Below are 16,803 nucleotides of genomic sequence, written 5' to 3'. Positions count from 1 at the left end.
GAAGGACAGATCGGACCATGAGCAACGAGCAACAACTCGGATGTGCACTGGATACCATTGATGAGGCCAACTGCCAGGACCCCAATGTGGAACGGGTGGATGGCCAGTCATTACCCCGGGAGTACGCCTACAGCCTGCATATGACCCGCTGGCTGTACGCCCTGGAGGCGGCACCCTCGGACCGCATGCAGATCGCCTGCCGCGCCCAGCACATCGAACGCTGGACCCGGCCACGGGCAGACTACCCCGAGGGCCGTAAGGGCTATTACCAGTGGCGCCAGGACTGTGGCAAGTTCCATGGTGAGCGTGCCGCCGAGATCATGGCGGGCTGTGGCTACCCGGACGAAGAATGCCAGAAGGTGGCCACCATCCTCACCAAGCGTGAACTGCGCAATGATCCGGACACGCAGTTACTGGAAGACGTGGCCTGCATGGTGTTCCTGGAGCGCTATTTCGCGGATTTCTACGAGAAGACCGACTACGACAAGGACAAGTGGCTGCGAATCGTGCGCCGCACCTGGGGCAAGATGTCCCCCCGGGGCCATGAGGCCGCGCTGCAACTGGCGGGTACCATGCCTGATCATCTGCAGGCCCTGTTGCAGGAAGCCCTGGCAGAGCCGCAGTGATACCCGTTACCTGATCGGGGGCAGCCGCCAGGCTGCCCCCGGTTTCCTACCCGAACAGTTCCTGCAGCTTTTCCCCGGGCTCCGGTGCCCGCATGAAGGACTCGCCTACCAGAAACCCGTAGATGCCCTGGCCCGTCATGGCCTCCACATCCTCCCGCGTCACAATACCGCTTTCGGTAATCGTCAGGCGATCGTCAGGAATACGCTGGTGCAGGTCGAACGTGGTGTCCAGGGACACCTCGAAGGTGTGCAGGTTGCGGTTGTTGATGCCCACCAGGGGTGTTGTCAGCGTCAGGGCATCGTCCATTTCCTCGCCATTGTGCACTTCCACCAGCACGTCCAGGCCGATCTCGTGGGCAATGCCCTCCAGCTCCTGCATCTGACCCCGGGTCAGGCAGGCGGCGATCAGCAGGATGCAATCGGCGCCGATGGCCCGACTTTCGTAGACCTGATAGGGCGCCACCATGAAGTCCTTGCGGATGACTGGCAGGCTGCAGGCCGCGCGGCCTTCTTTCAGGTAATCCTCATGGCCCTGGAAGAAGTCCCGGTCGGTGAGTATCGACAGGCAGGTGGCGCCGCCTTTTTCGTAGCTTTCGGCAATGGCTGGCGGGCTGAAGGGATCCCGCAGGATGCCCTTGCTGGGAGACGCTTTCTTGATCTCGGCGATCACTGCCGGCTTCCCTGACCCGATACGTTCGCCCATGGCGCGGGCAAAGCCCCGGGCCTCGGGCTGGTCGCCGGCCATGGCCCGGAGGTCGGCCAGGGGCAGGCTACGCTTGCGTTCGTCGATCTCTTCCCACTTCCGGTCCACGATCTTGCGGAGGATCGTGGGGGTGCGATCATTATGTCGGTCAGTCATCGTTATGCTTGCTCAGTCAAAACAGTGGGAGAAGTCAGCCAGTTCGGACATCTTGCCGGCGGCCAGGCCGCTGCCCATGGCGTCCAGGGCCATATCCACGCCCATTGTCGGTGTTGTGGCAAGCCCGGCCACGTAGATGGCGGCGCCGGCATTGAGGGCGATGATGTCGCGGGCCTTTTCGGCCATTTCATCGTGGCCCCGGCCAAAGGCGGCGCGTATCAGGTTGAGGGAGTCCTCGGAGGTGTCCACGCTCAGTCCCATCAGCGACTGGCTCTTGATGCCCAGGTCCTCTGGGGTAATCTCGTACTCGGTAATCTTGCCGTCTTTCAGTTCGGCCACGTAGGTGGGGCTGGCCAGGCTGATTTCATCAAGCCCGTCTTTCGAACACACCACCATGATGTGCTCGCTGCCCAGCTTTTGCAGCACTTCGGCCATGGGGCGGCACAGCGCCGGGGTGAATACGCCGAGCAGCTGACGTTTGACGCCGGCGGGGTTGGTCATGGGACCAAGGATATTGAAAATGGTGCGGCAGCCCAGTTCCTTGCGGGGCCCGATGGCGTGTTTCATGGCACCGTGATGGGCGGGTGCAAACATGAAGCCGACACCGATCTGTTCCACGCAGCGTGCGACGTGTTCCGGGGTCAGGTCGAGGTTGACGCCGGCTTTTTCCAGCAGGTCCGCCGAGCCACTCTTGGATGACACGGCGCGGTTGCCGTGTTTGGCGACGAAGCCCCCGGCGGCAGCCACCACGAAGGCGGATGCGGACGAGACGTTGAACAGGTTGGATCCGTCGCCGCCGGTGCCGACTATGTCCACCAGCGGTTCGGCGCTGATCGTCACGTTCATTGCCAGCTCTCGCATGACTTCTGTGGCGCCGGTAATTTCGTCGATGGTTTCGCTCTTGATCCGCAGGCCCATCAGGAAGGCGCCAACCTGGGCATCGGTGGCCTCACCGTTCATGACGATGCGCATGACCTCTTTCATTTCTTCCCGGCTCAGGTCCAGGTTGGAGGCGATTCGGTTCAGGGCTTCTTTCATGTCCATGTTTGGTGGGCCTCTCGTTTTGGATGCTTTGGTTCTGTAAGAATTCGGGTTCTGGCTTGGGTGCCTGGCCGGTAGGTGGAGGGGGTATTTTCTCCGCCGCAATTCAGGGGCCGTCCCTGGCAACCCGCCTTGCTCCGCGCCATCCCTGGCGCTGCTACAAAAATACCCCCTCCACCCACCGTCCGACGAGCAACGGTGATAACTCAATCCTTGATCCTGGAGTGTGGTCAAGCTTTTCGACCAGGGCACTCCTTGGAGGATCGCACAGAGGCCGGGGTGGGGGATTGCTTTCCCAGACCGTCGGCAGCCAGGGATGGCTGCCGTCGAGCCCTACAGGGACGTACTTGCGGGGCGTGTCTGGGAAAGCGATACTGCTCCCCGGCCGGTCCTTATCTCAGGCACTAATCTTAAAGGCGTTCAGTACCGCAAAAAGTTGCGAAGTAACTCATGCCCTTCCTCAGTCATAATAGACTCAGGATGGAACTGCACCCCCTCGATAGGCAATGTCTTGTGCCGGACCCCCATGATTTCCTCCATGGAACCGTCGTCGTTGCGGGTCCAGGCAGTCACTTCCAGACAGTCCGGCAGGCTTTCCTTCTCAATGACCAGACTGTGGTAGCGGGTCGCTTGCACCGGATTGTTCAGCCCCCTGAACACCCCCGAATCCGAGTGGTACACAGGCGACACCTTGCCATGCATCACCCGACCCGCACGGATCACGTTGCCACCGTATACCTGCCCGATAGCCTGATGCCCGAGACAAACGCCCAGGATCGGCAACTTGCCGGCAAAATGGCGGATCGCCTCCATGGAAATACCCGCCTCGTTGGGCGTGCAGGGCCCCGGCGAGATAACCAGGCGCTCGGGCTTCAGGGCCTCGATTTCCTCAATCGTGATCTCGTCGTTGCGGTGGACGTGAACGTCCGCCCCCAACTCTGCCAGATACTGCACCACGTTGTAGGTGAAGGAGTCGTAGTTATCGATCATTAACAGCATGTTGGTTCTCCTCCGCCTCAGTGGTCGAAATCGTTGTAGGTCATGGCAACGGCCCGGAAAATCGCCCGGCCCTTGTTCATGGTTTCCTTCCACTCCTGGCGTGGCACCGAATCCGCTACGATGCCGGCCCCGGCCTGTATGTGCAGGGTCTGGTCCTTGATCACCGCCGTGCGGATGGCAATGGCGGTATCCATATTGCCGTTGAACGACAGGTAACCCACCGCACCACCGTAGACGCCGCGTTTTACCGGTTCCAGCTCGTCGATGATCTCCATGGCGCGGATCTTTGGCGCGCCGCTCAGGGTGCCGGCGGGCAGGGTGGCCCGCAGTACGTCAAGGCAGGAGGTGTTTTCCTTCAGGCGGCCGGTCACGTTGGAAACAATGTGCATCACGTGGGAGTAGCGCTCCACGATCATCTTGTCAGTGAGCTTCACCGTGCCGGTCTCCGACACCCGGCCGGCGTCATTGCGACCCAGGTCGATGAGCATCAGATGCTCGGCAATTTCCTTGGGATCGGCCAGCAGCTCCTTTTCCAGCGCCTTGTCCTCGGCCTCGGTGGCGCCGCGTTTGCGGGTGCCGGCGATGGGGCGCACGGTGACCTCATCGTCTTCCACCCGGGCCAGGATTTCCGGTGACGAGCCGACGATATGGAAATCATCCAGATCCAGGAAATACATGTACGGCGACGGGTTGAGCACACGCAGCGAGCGGTAGAGGTTCAGCGGTGGCGCCTCGAAAGGGATCGACATGCGCTGGGATATCACCGTCTGCATCACGTCGCCGTCCAGTACGTAACCCTTGATGCGGTCCACGGCTTCCTCGTAGCGGTCCTGGCTGAAGCCGGAGACGAAGTCGCTCTCGTCCACGGTCTTGCCGCGCAGGTGCTCCGGGGTGCGCAGGGCGTCGGCGGTCTGCCGGTGCAGGCGGCCTTCCAGTTCGCCGATGCGGGCCATGGCCTGTTCGTAGGCGCCTTCCGTCGACGGGTCCACGTGCACGATCAGGTGCAGTTTGCCCCGCAGGTTGTCGAACACCACGATTTCATCGGACACCATCAGCAGGACATCCGGCGTGCCGATCTGGTCCGGCGGGCAGGTGTCGCGCAGGCGCTTCTCGATGTAGCGCACGGTGTCGTAACCAAAGTAGCCCACCAGGCCGCCGTTGAAGCGGGGCAGCTCGTCCAGGTCCGGGGCGTTGAAGCGGGCCTGGTATTCCTCGACGAAGGTGAGGGGATCGTCGCGTTCGGTTTCCTCGATCACCTGGCCGTCACGGGTGATGGAGATTTTCTCGCCATACACCTTCAGGATTTCGCGGCTGGGCAGGCCGATGATGGAGTAACGGCCCCACTTTTCACCGCCCTGAACAGATTCAAACAGGTAGGAATAGGGGCCGCTGGCGAGCTTGAGGTAGGTGCTCAGGGGCGTATCGAGATCCGCCAGAACCTCGCGGTAGACGGGAATGCGGTTGAAGCCGGCCTCGGCCAGCCGGTCGAATTGCTCGGGTGTCATGACATCTTCCTGAAATCTGATCTGCGTTTGCCGCCGGGGTTACCCCTGTCGGCAGCATTGTTATTGTGGCGCGCGGGTTGGTTGCGTCGCCGGGCTGTCAGCCGGTCCGCCATCGCCACCATCGTGTTGCGCGGGTGGTCAGTACACCGCGCGATGCAGTCAGATTCAGTCCCTGCACGGCAGGAATCCCCCGATGTGAAAGGTTCACGTTGAAATTGATCCTGTGAGGTTACAAAAGCTCCGTCAGCGAATCAACAACCACGTCCGCTCCCAGTTCGTCCACCGACGAACCGTAGTTGTACCCGTAGCGCACCAATACCGACGGCAGGCCAGCATTCCGGGCGGCCGTGGCGTCGGCGGCGGAGTCGCCGATCATCACCGTGGTGCCGGGGTTGCCATCCAGTTTCTGCATGGCCGTCAGCAGTGGTTCGGCATCAGGCTTTTTTACCGGCAGGGTGTCGCCACCGACGATGGTTTCGAACCAGTGCTCCAGGCCCATGGATTCCAGCAGTGGGCGCACAAATCGTTCCGGCTTGTTGGTAACCACCGCCATGCGGCAGCCGTTCTCGAAGAGCCTTTGCAGGCAGGCTTCGACGCCGTCGAAGACCGTGGAATGGCTGCCGTTCAGGCTTTCGTAGGACTGGTAGAACCGGCTGCTGGCGTCGTTGAACAGCACCTCGTCCAGTGGGGCGGCGCTTTCCCATTCCACTTGCCCGGTGAGTGCACGACGAACCAGCACCTGGGCACCGTTGCCTACCCACTGGCGAACCCTGTCCGGCCCCGCAGGCGGTCTGCCCAGGGACTCCAGCATCTGGTCCACGGCGGCGGCCAGATCCGGCGCGCTGTCGACCAGTGTGCCGTCCAGGTCGAACAGCGCCACGCCGGGCCAGAGAGAAGTAAAGTTGCGCCTGGGTTCGTCCACGATAGTTGTCCGGTTATCCCGCTTTGGCAATCTCGGCGCGCATGGCGTCGATGGTTGCCTTGTAGTCGTCGGTTTTGAAGATGGCGGAGCCTGCCACGAAGGTGTCGGCACCGGCTGCGGCGATCTCGCGGATGTTGTCGGTCTTTACCCCGCCATCGATTTCCAGGCGGATATCAAGCCCGCTGTCATCAATGCGCCTGCGGGCTTCCCGTAGCTTGTCGAGGGTGCCGGGAATGAACGTCTGGCCGCCGAAACCGGGGTTCACCGACATCAGCAGGATCATGTCCACCTTGTCCATGACATAGTCCAGGTAGCTCAGCGGAGTGGCGGGGTTGAACACCAGCCCGGCCTTGCACCCGCCATCGCGGATCAGCTGCAGCGAACGGTCTATATGATTCGACGCTTCCGGATGGAAGGTAATGTAGCTGGCGCCGGCATCGCTGAACATGCTGATCAGGTCGTCCACCGGGGAGACCATCAGGTGCACGTCGATGGGCGCGGTCACGCCATGCTTGCGCAGGGCTTCACAGACCATGGGGCCAATGGTGAGGTTGGGCACATAGTGATTGTCCATGACATCGAAGTGGACAATGTCGGCACCAGCGGCCAGTACGTTGTCGACTTCCTCGCCCAGGCGGGCGAAATCGGCGGACAGGATGGAGGGTGCGATCAGTTCAGGCTGTTTCATGATGGTCTCGTCATACGGCTGTGTTCAGCGTGAAAGAGGCGCGGAGCTCCCTGTGTTAGGATCCCTGGCAGGGGCTCGGGAAGCCCATTCCGGAAGCGTGTGATTCTACCAGTTCTGAGCGGGGATTGTCCGTGGCGACAGCGGAAAAGACAGTGAGTGCAGCTCTTCACCGGACCGGCGCCATTCTGGCTGCCTTGTTGCTGACGGTCTGCCCACTGGCAGCAGCCCAGGATCAGGTGGCGGACGATGAAGCCGCGGCAGCGGGCGAGGCAGAAACACCGGTCGATGCCCCGGTACAGCGGGTGTTTATACGCTCGGCGGCGGACTCCGGTGCGCTGGCTCAGCAATACCCACATCTGGCGGTGTGGCTGGAGCCGGAAGACGCACCCAGGGTGCTGGGGCTGGTGGAGCGGGAAACCACCGCCCGACCGTCCGGCGCCCTGTTGATCCTGGCCGGGGAGGGGCAGTCGGCCAATGACGGGTTGCTCGAGGGCTTACGCTCCCGGCTCAGCAAGGCGGGGTGGGCGGTCATGACCCTGGGGCTGGAGCAGCCGTCTCCTTCCCTCCAGATAGCCCGCGAGCGTCGGGCCAGTGAGCCCGCCTCCGGGGAGGAAGACACAGAGGCCGTGGAGCCGGTGATGATCGATGTCAACGATCAGGCCGCCAGGGATCTGCTGGAGGCCCACCGCGAGGCGCTTGACGGGCGGCTGGCTGCCGCCGTGGCCTGGTTCACCGAGCGGGAGTACCAGCAGGTGGTTCTGGTGGGCGTCGGGCGCGGTGCCGATGACGTCAGGGCGTTCCTGCCGGAGGCGCCGGCCGCGGTGCGGCGGGCGGCCTGGATAGCCGCCGATTTCGGTGGCCAGTCGCCGGCGGATATTGTTGGGGCTGCAGAAGACGGCCAGGGGGTGCCTGTTCTGGACCTGTATTCTTCGCGGGGGGCGTCGCCACCCGCACGCCTGGCGGCTTTCCGGCGCTCCGGGGTGAGGTCCTATGAGGCACAGGCAGTGCCGGTGCCGGAGCGGCCGGCGGGCCGGGATGCGGGTATCATCGCCAACCGGTTGCTGGGCTGGCTGTCGCCCGACTGACCAACCTGGCTGCTACCGGGTCACCCGCTCTCGCCGCTTGACCACTTCCCAGGCCTGTTGCAGTCGTAGCAGCTGGTCGCGGGCCCGGGCCTGTTCGGCCGGGGTCAGGTTGTCGCCCAGCTTGTCGGGGTGATAGCGGGACACTTCGCGACGGTAGGCACGTTTGATGTCGGTAAAGCTGACCGAGGCGCTGATCCCGATAATGCGGTAGGCATCCTGGAGGGTTTCCGGTTTCGGCGGTGGTTCGGCCACCCACACATCTTTCCGGTAAACCCTGAAGATTCGGTCCATCGCGGCCAGCGGAAGTCCCAGACGACAGAAGGCGTCCTCGCAGCGGTATCGTCGCGGGCGTTCCGGTGTGCCCTGAAGCTGGGCGCCGTGGCACAGGCACAGGCCGATCAGCAGGTTGGTGCGCTGGCGCCAGGGGGCGTTCAACCGTAACCAGATCAGCCTGAGCGGCGACAGCTGGGCACTGTTCCGGCCCTGGTGAAAACGGCGGATGGCCTTGCGCCGGGCCCGGGGTGTCAGCCGCAGGCTGCTCATCAGGTTTTCGGCGTACCGGATATCACTCTCGGTGACCCGGCCATCCGCCTTGGCGATGTATCCGAGGCAATAAAACAGCGCCTGCCTGGCGCCACGCCCCATGGTGTGGCGGGCAATCATTTTCGTGGGCTGATGACCGCTGGCAATAAAGTCGGACAGCAGTTCTTCAAGGTCTGCCCGGGTCCGGGCTGGCAGGCTTTGCTGATCACTTCCGCTCATGATGTGATGCCAGGTTCAGGAATGCAGGGGGTGTGTTAGCAGCCTGTCCAGCGTTGCCAGGCGCTCGGGCGTGCCGATGTCCATCCATTGACCGCGATGGTGCAGCCCGCTGACTTCGCCACGGGCCATGGCTTCGCGCAGGATCGGGGCCAGCTTGAGTTTGCCCCGGGGGAGCCCGGCGAACAGTGACCGGTGCAACAGGCTGATACCGGTAAAGGTCAGTTTCGGGGCGCCGTCACTGCTGACAAGCCCGTCTTCCGCCAGGGCAAAATCGCCCTCCGGGTGATGGACCGGGTTGTCGGTCAGCACCAGCAGGGCCTTGCCCCGGGCCGGGGGAGTCAGCTCCGTCAGGTCGAAATCGTGCCAGATATCGCCATTGATGACTGCGAACCAGCCCGCTTTACCATCCAGCAGTGGTAGTGCCTGCCGGATGCCCCCGGCGGTTTCCAGGGGCTCCTCCTCCGGCGAGTAGGTGATGGTCACGCCGTGCTTGTTGCCGTCACCAAGCGCCTGTTCAATCTGTTCTCCCAGCCAGGCATGGTTGATGACCAGCTCGGTGAAACCGGCATCCCGAAGCTTGCGGATATGGTGCACGATCAACGGGGTGCCCCCCGCCAGCAGCAGCGGCTTGGGCGTGGTCAGGGTGAGGGGGCGCATGCGCTCACCCTTGCCAGCTGCAAGAATCATGGCCTTCACGGGCGCGGGGCCTCATTCAGGTCGTCAGGGGGCGTGCCCAGTTTGTGGTGAATGGCTGGTAACACGTTGTCCTGCAGCCACTGATGGAAGTGTCGCAGCGCCGGCAAGGGCCGGCTGGCCTCCGCCAGGTAGTTGACCGTGCGGGGAATGTCGGCCAGGTATCCGCTCTTGCCGTCCCGCAGGTAAAGCCTGGCGAAGATGCCGGCGGCCTTGAGGTGGCGCTGCATACCCATGAGTTCGAACCACTGCCGGAAAGTGTCGCTGTCAGCCTGGTGCAGGCCGGCCTCGCGGCTCATCAGCCGGAAATCTTCCAGCCAGGCGTTGCGGCGGGCAGCGGGCCAGTCGATGTAGCAGTCCTTGAGCAGCGACGCGATGTCGTAGGTGATCGGACCATTGACCGCATCCTGGAAGTCGATCACCCCGGGCACCGGGGTGTCGGGCCGCACCAGCAGATTGCGCGAGTGGTAGTCGCGGTGCACGGTCACCCTGGGCTGGGCCAGTGCGCTTTCCCGCAGGAAGGCAAAGGTGGTTTCCAGCATGCAGCGTTCGCCGTCCGTCAGGTTCATCTGCAGCAAACCCTCCAGCAGCCAGTCCGGAAACAGGTTCATTTCCCGGTCCAGCAGTGCCTCGTCGTAGGGCGGCAAGGGGTAGTCGTCGCCTTCGGGTACCTGCTGGATGCGGATCAGTTCCGCCATGGCCTCGTCGTACAGGTCGTCCGCAGTGACCCCGTTCAGGCGCCCGAGCATCAGCTGGTCACCGAAATCTTCCAGCAACAGAAAACCCTGCCCCGGGTCTTCCGCGAAGATCTGCGGTACGGCGACCCCGTGCTCGCGCCAGTGATGGGCCAGCGCCACAAAGGGGTGGCAGTCTTCCCTTTCCGGTGGCGCGTCCATGGCAATGGCGGTAATGGTCTTGCCGGCGCTGTCTTTGCCGGTGGCCCGGAAATACCGTCGAAAGCTGGCATCTCCGCTTACCGGGGTCAGGCGGGCACGGTCGAAGCCGGGATGCTGATGAACCCAGTAGCTGAGTTTTTCCAGGCGGGTATCCATGGTTTTGCTGCCTCTCAGTCAGGTAGTTGCCGGGTCAGAGTATAACGTCACCGTGGCGGAAACGTCTTCCCGGGCTGGTAACGGCGTATCCTGGTATGGAACCATCGGAAACGCGCGTTAACAAGCCTCTCCCAGCCGTGTAAACTACCCCGCGTCTGACGGGCGGATCGCTGCGCCCGCACACCGATCACCAACAGGGTCCGGATCCGGTGCCACCAGAATATTACGTCAGGCCATCAGGCCGCCAACAGTTTGTTGTTGAGGCACAACGCCCGCGGGCTGCCGTCGTGCTGGCCGGTATCTGCCTGCTGTCGCTCGGTTTACCGGCGGCTGCGCAATCATCCGACGCAGCAAGTATCGACTGGCGGCCGCGGGCCGAGTTGCCGCCGGAGCAGCAGTCCCGTTTGCCGCTATACTGCCGTGGCGGCTATGTATCTCCGCAAGCCGGTGAGGCCGTTGCCGTCCCCGGCGAGGGTGAACCGGTCAATGCCAGCGCCCTGTCGGCCCGCTACGAAATGGAAACCCGTCTGCTCCTGGAAGGCGATGTGCGCCTGACCCAGGCCGGTACCGCCCTGACCGGTGAGCGCGCCGTGTATGAACAGGCCAGCGGCCAGGTGGATATTACCGGGCCCATGACCAGCCGCAGCCCGGGCATGCTGCTGGCCGGCGAGCAGGCGACCTACAACGTCAACTCCGGTTTCTTCAGTATTGATGATGCCAGCTTCCTTTTTCATCAGTCGGAGATGCGCGGGCAGGCCTCTTCCATCAGTCGCCCTGAAGAGCAGGTTATCCGCATCAACCAGGGTTACCTGACCACCTGCGCCCCGGATCGTAACGACTGGTCGCTGGTAGCTTCAGATATTCGCCTGAACCGGGCCGAGGGTTTCGGCACCGCAAAACATGTGCGGCTGCAGGTGAAGGATGTGCCGGTGTTCTACTGGCCCTGGGCCAGCTTTCCCATCGACGACCGCCGCAAAACCGGTTTCCTGTATCCCGCCTTCGGAACGTCCAATACCGGCAGTGGCATGTATCTGTCGACACCCTACTATCTGAACCTGGCGCCCCACTACGACGCCACTCTGACGCCCCAGTACATGCACGGTCGCGGCCTGTTCAGCGAGGTGGAAGGGCGCTATCTGAGCCGTTTCGGGGAGTCCATCCTGCAGGTGGGCTATATCGATGAGGATGAGGAATACCGGAAGGAGTTTCCGGGCGAATCCGGCGAGCGCTGGGGGCTCGACTTCCAGAGCCAGGCCAGTTTCGGTGGCGGCTGGAGTGGTTACGCGGACTACTCGGCGGTGTCGGACAATGACTACCTCAGCGATCTGAACCAGACCCTGGACATCAGTAACGCCACCCAGTTGTTGCGCCGTGGCGGTGTCCGCTACCAGGACGACTGGCAGATGTTCGAGGCCTATGTTGCCGGGTATCAGGTGCTCACCGACAGAAACAGCGAACCCTATTCCCAGCTGCCGGAGGTGATCTATGGGGCTACCGTGCCGGCAGGTATTTTTGAACTGGGGCTCGAGAGTCAGTACACCCGCTTTGACCGCGACAACGAAGGCCTGACGGGCCTGAATCGGGCCGTCGGCCAGCGCACCCGGGCCATTCCCGAGGTAGCGTTACCACTGCGGGCCATCTGGGGCTATACCCGCCCCTCCGTGAGCCTGGATCAGACCTGGTACAACCTGGAAGACTACGAGCTGGGCGATCCCGACTTTGAACGGACCGTACCCGTGGCGGAGTGGGACAGCGGCATATACCTTGACCGTAAGACCTCCCTGCTCGGTAGTGAGTACAACCAGTCGCTGGAACCACGGTTGTATTATGTCTACTCGGACGCCGAAGAGGACCAGGGGCATATTCCCAACTTCGATGCGGGCCTGCGCTCGTTCCGTTTCGACAACCTGTTTCAGCCCAATCGCTTCGTGGGCGGTGACCGTGTGGGTGACGCCAATCAGGCGACGGTGGCACTGACCAGCCGCTTCAACAATATGGCCACGGGTGCCGAGACTGCCCGCTTCAGCCTGGGGCAGGTATTCTATTACGAAGACCGGGATGTCACCCTGAATGGCCGTGGTGGCGGCACCCTCAGTGAGTCGTCCTACGCTGGTGAGGCCGTGCTCAGACCCCTGGACACTCTGGACATCCGGGTATCGGGCCTGTGGGACCCGCGCGAAAACGTAACCGAGGAAGGTCGCAGCGTGCTGGCCTATCACTCGCCGGACTATCGTTACCTGGTCAGTGCGGGTCACACTTACAGTCGGGGCACCAACCCCGACAATCGTTTCGAGCAGATGGATATCGGGGGCATTGTTCCGGTCACAGACAATATCAGTCTGATCGGCCGCTGGGTCTTCGATTCACAGCTGGATAACACGGTCGGTACACTGGCGGGCCTGGAATACAACAACTGTTGCTGGAGCTTCCAGCTGGTCCAGCAGCGCTACCAGACCGACGACGAAGAGGTGGAGCACCGGGTTGTGTTCCAGGTCCAGCTCAAGGGACTTGGCGGCTCGGGTGGTACCGGGAGTACGCTCTCTGACGCCTTCTACGGGTACGATCAACGCGAACGCCGCCGCTTCGGCGCGCGACCCTGACATCCATTATTGACACCACGAACGAGGTACGTATGCAGGCAAACCATAGCCTGACGGGTTTGAAAACATTGCTGGTGACACTGCTTATGGTGGTGGCATCGGTTGCCCAGGCGGAACGTCAGCCACTGGACCGGGTAATCGCCATCGTGGATGACGGTGTCATCCTGCAGTCCGAGCTTGATGCCCGCGTTGGCACCATCCGCTCGCGGCTGCAGGCCCAGGGTACTGGTCTGCCGCCGAGGCAGGTGCTGGAAGAGCGCGTTCTGGACCAGTTGATCACCGAAAATATCCAGCTGCAGATGGCCGAGCAGATGGGCATGCGGGTCAGCGACAACGAGCTGAACGAAACCATCAACCGTATTGCCAGCAGCAATAACCTGACCGTTGAGGAGTTCGAGGAACAGCTGGCGGTGGAAGGCGTGTCCTATCAGGAGGCCCGTGAGCAGATCCGCCGGGAGATGCTGGTCAGCCGTGTGCAGCAGCGCCGGGTTGACAGCCGGGTGCGGGTCACCGACAGGGAAGTGGACAATTACCTGGAGCAGACCTCGGGCCAGACCGAGACCAATACCGAGTACCTGCTGGCCCATATCCTGGTGGCCGTGGATAATTTCTCCGATCAGGAAGCGGTTGCCAGCGCCCGTCAGAAGGCCCGTCGCCTGCGGGACGAGATTGCCGAAGGCCGCGACTTCCAGTCTGCGGCGGTCGCCGAATCCGATGCCAGTAATGCCCTGGAAGGCGGGGTGATGGGCTGGCGCAGCCGGGCCGACCTGCCGTCCCTGGTCACTGACATCGTGCCGGACCTGCCCCTCAATCAGCCCTCCGAAGTGCTTCAGAGTGGCAGTGGTTTCCATATCGTGCAGGTCCTGGACCGCCGTGGTGGTGAGGCCCGCAACGTCGTGGAGCAGGCCCGGGTCCGGCATATCCTGATCCGCACCACCGATGTGGTCTCGGATGCCAAGGCGGAACAGCGCATCAATAACCTTTACCTGCAGCTGCAGAACGGCGCTGATTTTGCCGAACTGGCGCGGGAGCACTCCGATGATCCGGGCTCCGGTTCCGCCGGTGGCGACCTGGGCTGGGTCAGCCCGGGGCAGATGGTGCCAGCGTTCGAGGAAACCATGATGAATGCCCCCGTGGGTGAGTTTACCCGTCCGTTCCGCTCACGCTTCGGCTGGCACATCCTTGAGGTGCAGGAACGTCGCAACGAGGATATCAGCGATCAGGTGCGTTCCTCCGAGGCGCGCCAGGCTCTCTATCGCCGCAAGTACGAGACTGAGCTGCAGAACTGGCTGCAGGAAATCCGCGACGAGGCCTATGTGGAGATCAAGGAATCATGACCGCACCGGTCACCCTGGCACTGACCGCGGGCGAGCCTGCCGGTATCGGCCCCGAGCTGTGCCTGCAGCTGGCCATGGAGGAGCGGGCCCAGCGCCTGGTAGTGATCGCCAGCCGCGAGCTGCTGCAGGCCCGCCAGGCCCTGCTGGGGCTGTCCGTTGAGTTGCAGCCCTGGCAGCCCGGTGACCAGGCGGTCACGGCGGCCGGCCAGCTCTCGGTACTGGACGTGCCCGGCATCTACGATACCGCTGCGGGCACCACCAGCCCCGGCAACAGCCAGTATGTGCTGGATACCCTGACCACCGCCGCCCGGGGATGCCTGGACGGTACCTTCGACGGCATGGTCACGGCTCCGGTTCACAAGGGCGTTATCAACGAGGCCGGTATTGCTTTCAGCGGCCATACCGAATTCCTCCAGGAACTCTGCGGTGTTGAGCGGGTGGTGATGATGCTGGCTACCGAGGAGTTGCGGGTGGCCCTGGTCACCACGCATCTGCCTCTGAAAGACGTGCCCGCCGCCATCACCCCGGAGCGGATTACCCAGGTGGCCCGCATACTGGATCAGGACCTGAAAATTTACTTCGGCGTTCATCATCCTCGTATCCTGGTGGCGGGCCTGAATCCCCATGCCGGTGAGGGCGGTCACCTGGGCCGGGAGGAAATCGAGGTGATCGAACCTACTCTTGAGAGGTTGCGGCACGAGGGTATCCAGCTTACCGGCCCGTTGCCGGCGGATACCCTGTTTACCCCCCACTGGCTGGACAACGCGGATGCGGTGCTGGCCATGTACCACGACCAGGGGCTGCCGGTACTCAAGTTCCAGGGCTTTGGGCGCGCCGTCAATATCACTCTGGGCCTGCCCATTGTGCGGACCTCCGTGGACCACGGCACCGCCCTGGACCTGGCCGGCACCGGCCGGGCGAATGCGGGCAGCCTGCATACCGCCATTCGCGTGGCGGACCAGATGGCGACGCATCGACGCGAACACAGGCCGCAGGCGGGAGAATCCTCTTGAGCAAGAAGGCCGGTCACCAGGCCCGCAAGCGGTTCGGACAGAATTTCCTCCATGATCCCGGGGTCATCGAGCGCATCGTGCGTTCCATCAACCCGAAAGCCGAAGACATCATGGTGGAAATCGGCCCCGGACTGGGTGCGCTGACCGAGGAGCTGCTGGCAGTTAACCCGCGGCTGCACGTGGTGGAGCTGGACCGGGATCTGATTCCGGTGTTGCGGACCCGGTTTTTCAATTACCCGCAGCTTCAGATTCATGAGGCCGACGCCCTCAGGTTCGATTTCAGTCAACTCGCCACGGACGGCCCGCTGCGGGTTGTGGGGAACCTGCCCTACAATATTTCCACGCCCCTGATCTTCCATCTGCTGGAACAGTCCGGCGTGGTGAAAGACATGCATTTCATGTTGCAGAAGGAAGTGGTGCAGCGGATGGCTGCCGGCCCCGGCGACAACAACTACGGCAGACTGGGCATCATGACCCAGTACTTCTGCCAGGTGCAGCCGCTGTTCGAGGTGGGGCCCGGCGCTTTCAAGCCGTCACCCAGGGTGGATTCCGCCATCGTGCGCCTGATTCCCCATGAGACGCTGCCTCACCCGGCCCGGGACCTGTCGATGTTACAGCAGGTGGTGCGTACGGCGTTCAATGCCCGGCGCAAGACCCTGCGCAAGGGCCTGGGCAGTCTGATTTCCGCGGAGGAACTGCAGACTCTGGGCATTAATGATGGCCTGCGGCCGGAGAACCTGACGCTGCCGGAATACGTAGCCATTGCTGACTACCTGACCGGGAACCGGCCACAGGCCAATACCGCGAACGAGGCTGACCATGACTGACTATGCCATTGGCGACATTCAGGGCTGTTACGAGCGGTTGCTGGATGTGCTGGACAAGGTCGACTTTTCTCCCTCCCGGGACCGTCTCTGGGTCGCCGGAGACATTATCAACCGGGGCCCGTCTTCACTGGAAAGCCTGCGCTACGTAAAGAACCTGGGCAGCTCTGCCGTGGTCGTTCTGGGCAACCATGACCTGCATCTGCTGGCGGTGGCGCTGGGCGGCCATAGCGTCAAGAGGAAGGATACCCTGGATGATATTCTGGGCGCCCCGGACCACCAGGAACTGCTGCAATGGCTGTTGCAACAGAATATCTGCATCCACGACACCCGGCGCAACCTGGTCATGTCCCACGCCGGCCTGCCCCATATCTGGACGGTCGAAAAGGGCGCGGCCCTGGCCCGGGAACTGGAAACCGTGCTTCGCAGTCCCAACGTAGAAGACTATTTCCGTGAGATGTACGGCAACTATCCCGAATGCTGGCGGGATGACCTCCAGGGCATGGACCGCTGGCGCATGATCACCAACTACTTTACCCGCATGCGGTTTATTGCCGAAGACGGCACCCTGGAACTGGCTGCCAAGGAGACCGCAGACAACGCGCCCGCGGGTTTCGCGCCCTGGTTCCGTTTCCAGAGACCCGATGATGTGCGGGTTGTCTTCGGCCATTGGGCGGCCCTGGAAGGGGAAACCGGCAGTGAGCGTTACATCGGCCTGGATACCGGCTGCGTGTGGGGTGGCCAGCTGACCGTCATGAACCTGGATACCGACGAGAAGATCCATTGTGACTGCTGAG

Annotated in this window: 16 protein-coding genes; 7 read left to right on the top strand and 9 right to left on the bottom strand. The window is 62.7% G+C overall.

Going from position 1 to position 16,803, the window contains the following annotated elements; genetic code table 11:
* Nucleotides 1-17 precede the first annotated feature (17 nt).
* Nucleotides 18-626: a DUF4202 domain-containing protein gene (locus IE079_RS00155; RefSeq protein WP_189571070.1), complete on the top strand. Its 609-nt coding sequence runs from the start codon at nucleotides 18-20 to the stop codon at nucleotides 624-626.
* 46 nt (nucleotides 627-672) lie between these two features.
* On the opposite strand, the gene trpC is transcribed toward IE079_RS00155, so the two are convergent.
* The 6 genes from trpC to rpe form a co-directional block, all read right to left on the bottom strand.
* Nucleotides 673-1,485, bottom strand: coding sequence for an indole-3-glycerol phosphate synthase TrpC (gene trpC / locus IE079_RS00150; RefSeq protein WP_189571067.1), 813 nt, complete (start codon nucleotides 1,483-1,485; stop codon nucleotides 673-675).
* A gap of 12 nt (nucleotides 1,486-1,497) precedes the next feature.
* Nucleotides 1,498-2,529 carry an anthranilate phosphoribosyltransferase gene (trpD, locus tag IE079_RS00145; protein WP_189571064.1) on the bottom strand — a complete coding sequence of 344 codons (1,032 nt, stop codon included), beginning with the start codon at nucleotides 2,527-2,529 and terminating at the stop codon, nucleotides 1,498-1,500.
* Between the two features lie 417 nt (nucleotides 2,530-2,946).
* A complete protein-coding gene (locus IE079_RS00140) occupies nucleotides 2,947-3,525 on the bottom strand; it encodes an anthranilate synthase component II (protein WP_189571062.1) in 579 nt (192 codons plus the stop codon).
* Between the two features lie 17 nt (nucleotides 3,526-3,542).
* Entirely contained in the window at nucleotides 3,543-5,030 is a 1,488-nt protein-coding gene (gene trpE, locus IE079_RS00135) for an anthranilate synthase component I (protein WP_189571060.1), read from the bottom strand.
* Nucleotides 5,031-5,259: 229 nt separating this feature from the next.
* The gene (locus tag IE079_RS00130; RefSeq protein WP_189571058.1) at nucleotides 5,260-5,952 is read right to left on the bottom strand and encodes a phosphoglycolate phosphatase; all 693 of its coding nucleotides are present in this window, start codon (nucleotides 5,950-5,952) and stop codon (nucleotides 5,260-5,262) included.
* A gap of 13 nt (nucleotides 5,953-5,965) precedes the next feature.
* Nucleotides 5,966-6,640, bottom strand: a complete 675-nt coding sequence (rpe, locus tag IE079_RS00125) for a ribulose-phosphate 3-epimerase (protein ID WP_189571056.1) — start codon at nucleotides 6,638-6,640, stop codon at nucleotides 5,966-5,968.
* A gap of 152 nt (nucleotides 6,641-6,792) precedes the next feature.
* Between rpe and IE079_RS00120 the strand changes: the two genes are divergently transcribed.
* On the top strand, nucleotides 6,793-7,725 hold the full coding sequence (locus tag IE079_RS00120) for a DUF3530 family protein (protein ID WP_189571054.1): 933 nt from the start codon (nucleotides 6,793-6,795) through the stop codon (nucleotides 7,723-7,725).
* Nucleotides 7,726-7,737: 12 nt separating this feature from the next.
* Here IE079_RS00120 and IE079_RS00115 read toward each other — a convergent pair whose 3' ends face one another.
* From IE079_RS00115 to IE079_RS00105, 3 genes are read right to left on the bottom strand one after another with little or no spacing between them, the layout of a single operon-like run.
* Complete coding sequence (locus tag IE079_RS00115; protein ID WP_189571052.1) at nucleotides 7,738-8,487, bottom strand: DnaJ domain-containing protein; 750 nt, start codon at nucleotides 8,485-8,487, stop codon at nucleotides 7,738-7,740.
* A gap of 15 nt (nucleotides 8,488-8,502) precedes the next feature.
* Nucleotides 8,503-9,183 carry an N-acetylmuramate alpha-1-phosphate uridylyltransferase MurU gene (gene murU, locus IE079_RS00110; RefSeq protein ID WP_189571050.1) on the bottom strand — a complete coding sequence of 227 codons (681 nt, stop codon included), beginning with the start codon at nucleotides 9,181-9,183 and terminating at the stop codon, nucleotides 8,503-8,505.
* Complete coding sequence (locus IE079_RS00105) at nucleotides 9,180-10,232, bottom strand: aminoglycoside phosphotransferase family protein (protein WP_189571048.1); 1,053 nt, start codon at nucleotides 10,230-10,232, stop codon at nucleotides 9,180-9,182. Before IE079_RS00105 ends, murU begins: the two co-directional genes overlap by 4 nt.
* A gap of 209 nt (nucleotides 10,233-10,441) precedes the next feature.
* Between IE079_RS00105 and IE079_RS00100 the strand changes: the two genes are divergently transcribed.
* Genes IE079_RS00100 through IE079_RS00080 form a run of 5 tightly spaced genes read left to right on the top strand, consistent with a single transcriptional unit; the run spans nucleotide 10,442 to nucleotide 16,802 of the window.
* Nucleotides 10,442-12,832, top strand: a complete 2,391-nt coding sequence (locus tag IE079_RS00100; protein WP_227712219.1) for an LPS-assembly protein LptD — start codon at nucleotides 10,442-10,444, stop codon at nucleotides 12,830-12,832.
* Between the two features lie 32 nt (nucleotides 12,833-12,864).
* A complete protein-coding gene (locus IE079_RS00095; RefSeq protein WP_189571045.1) occupies nucleotides 12,865-14,169 on the top strand; it encodes a peptidylprolyl isomerase in 1,305 nt (434 codons plus the stop codon).
* Complete coding sequence (gene pdxA / locus IE079_RS00090) at nucleotides 14,166-15,182, top strand: 4-hydroxythreonine-4-phosphate dehydrogenase PdxA (protein ID WP_189571040.1); 1,017 nt, start codon at nucleotides 14,166-14,168, stop codon at nucleotides 15,180-15,182. Before IE079_RS00095 ends, pdxA begins: the two co-directional genes overlap by 4 nt.
* On the top strand, nucleotides 15,179-16,009 hold the full coding sequence (gene rsmA / locus IE079_RS00085; RefSeq protein WP_189571037.1) for a 16S rRNA (adenine(1518)-N(6)/adenine(1519)-N(6))-dimethyltransferase RsmA: 831 nt from the start codon (nucleotides 15,179-15,181) through the stop codon (nucleotides 16,007-16,009). Before pdxA ends, rsmA begins: the two co-directional genes overlap by 4 nt.
* Nucleotides 16,002-16,802 (top strand): symmetrical bis(5'-nucleosyl)-tetraphosphatase, encoded by an 801-nt coding sequence (locus IE079_RS00080; protein WP_189571034.1) that lies wholly within the window; start codon nucleotides 16,002-16,004, stop codon nucleotides 16,800-16,802. The genes rsmA and IE079_RS00080 overlap by 8 nt, the downstream gene beginning before the upstream one ends.
* The last annotated feature ends 1 nt before the right edge of the window (nucleotide 16,803 follow it).

Source organism: Marinobacter zhanjiangensis (assembly GCF_014651935.1).
GTDB lineage: Bacteria > Pseudomonadota > Gammaproteobacteria > Pseudomonadales > Oleiphilaceae > Marinobacter > Marinobacter zhanjiangensis.
Note: the sequence above shows the minus strand (reverse complement) of the source record. Positions and strands in the feature narration are given on the sequence as shown.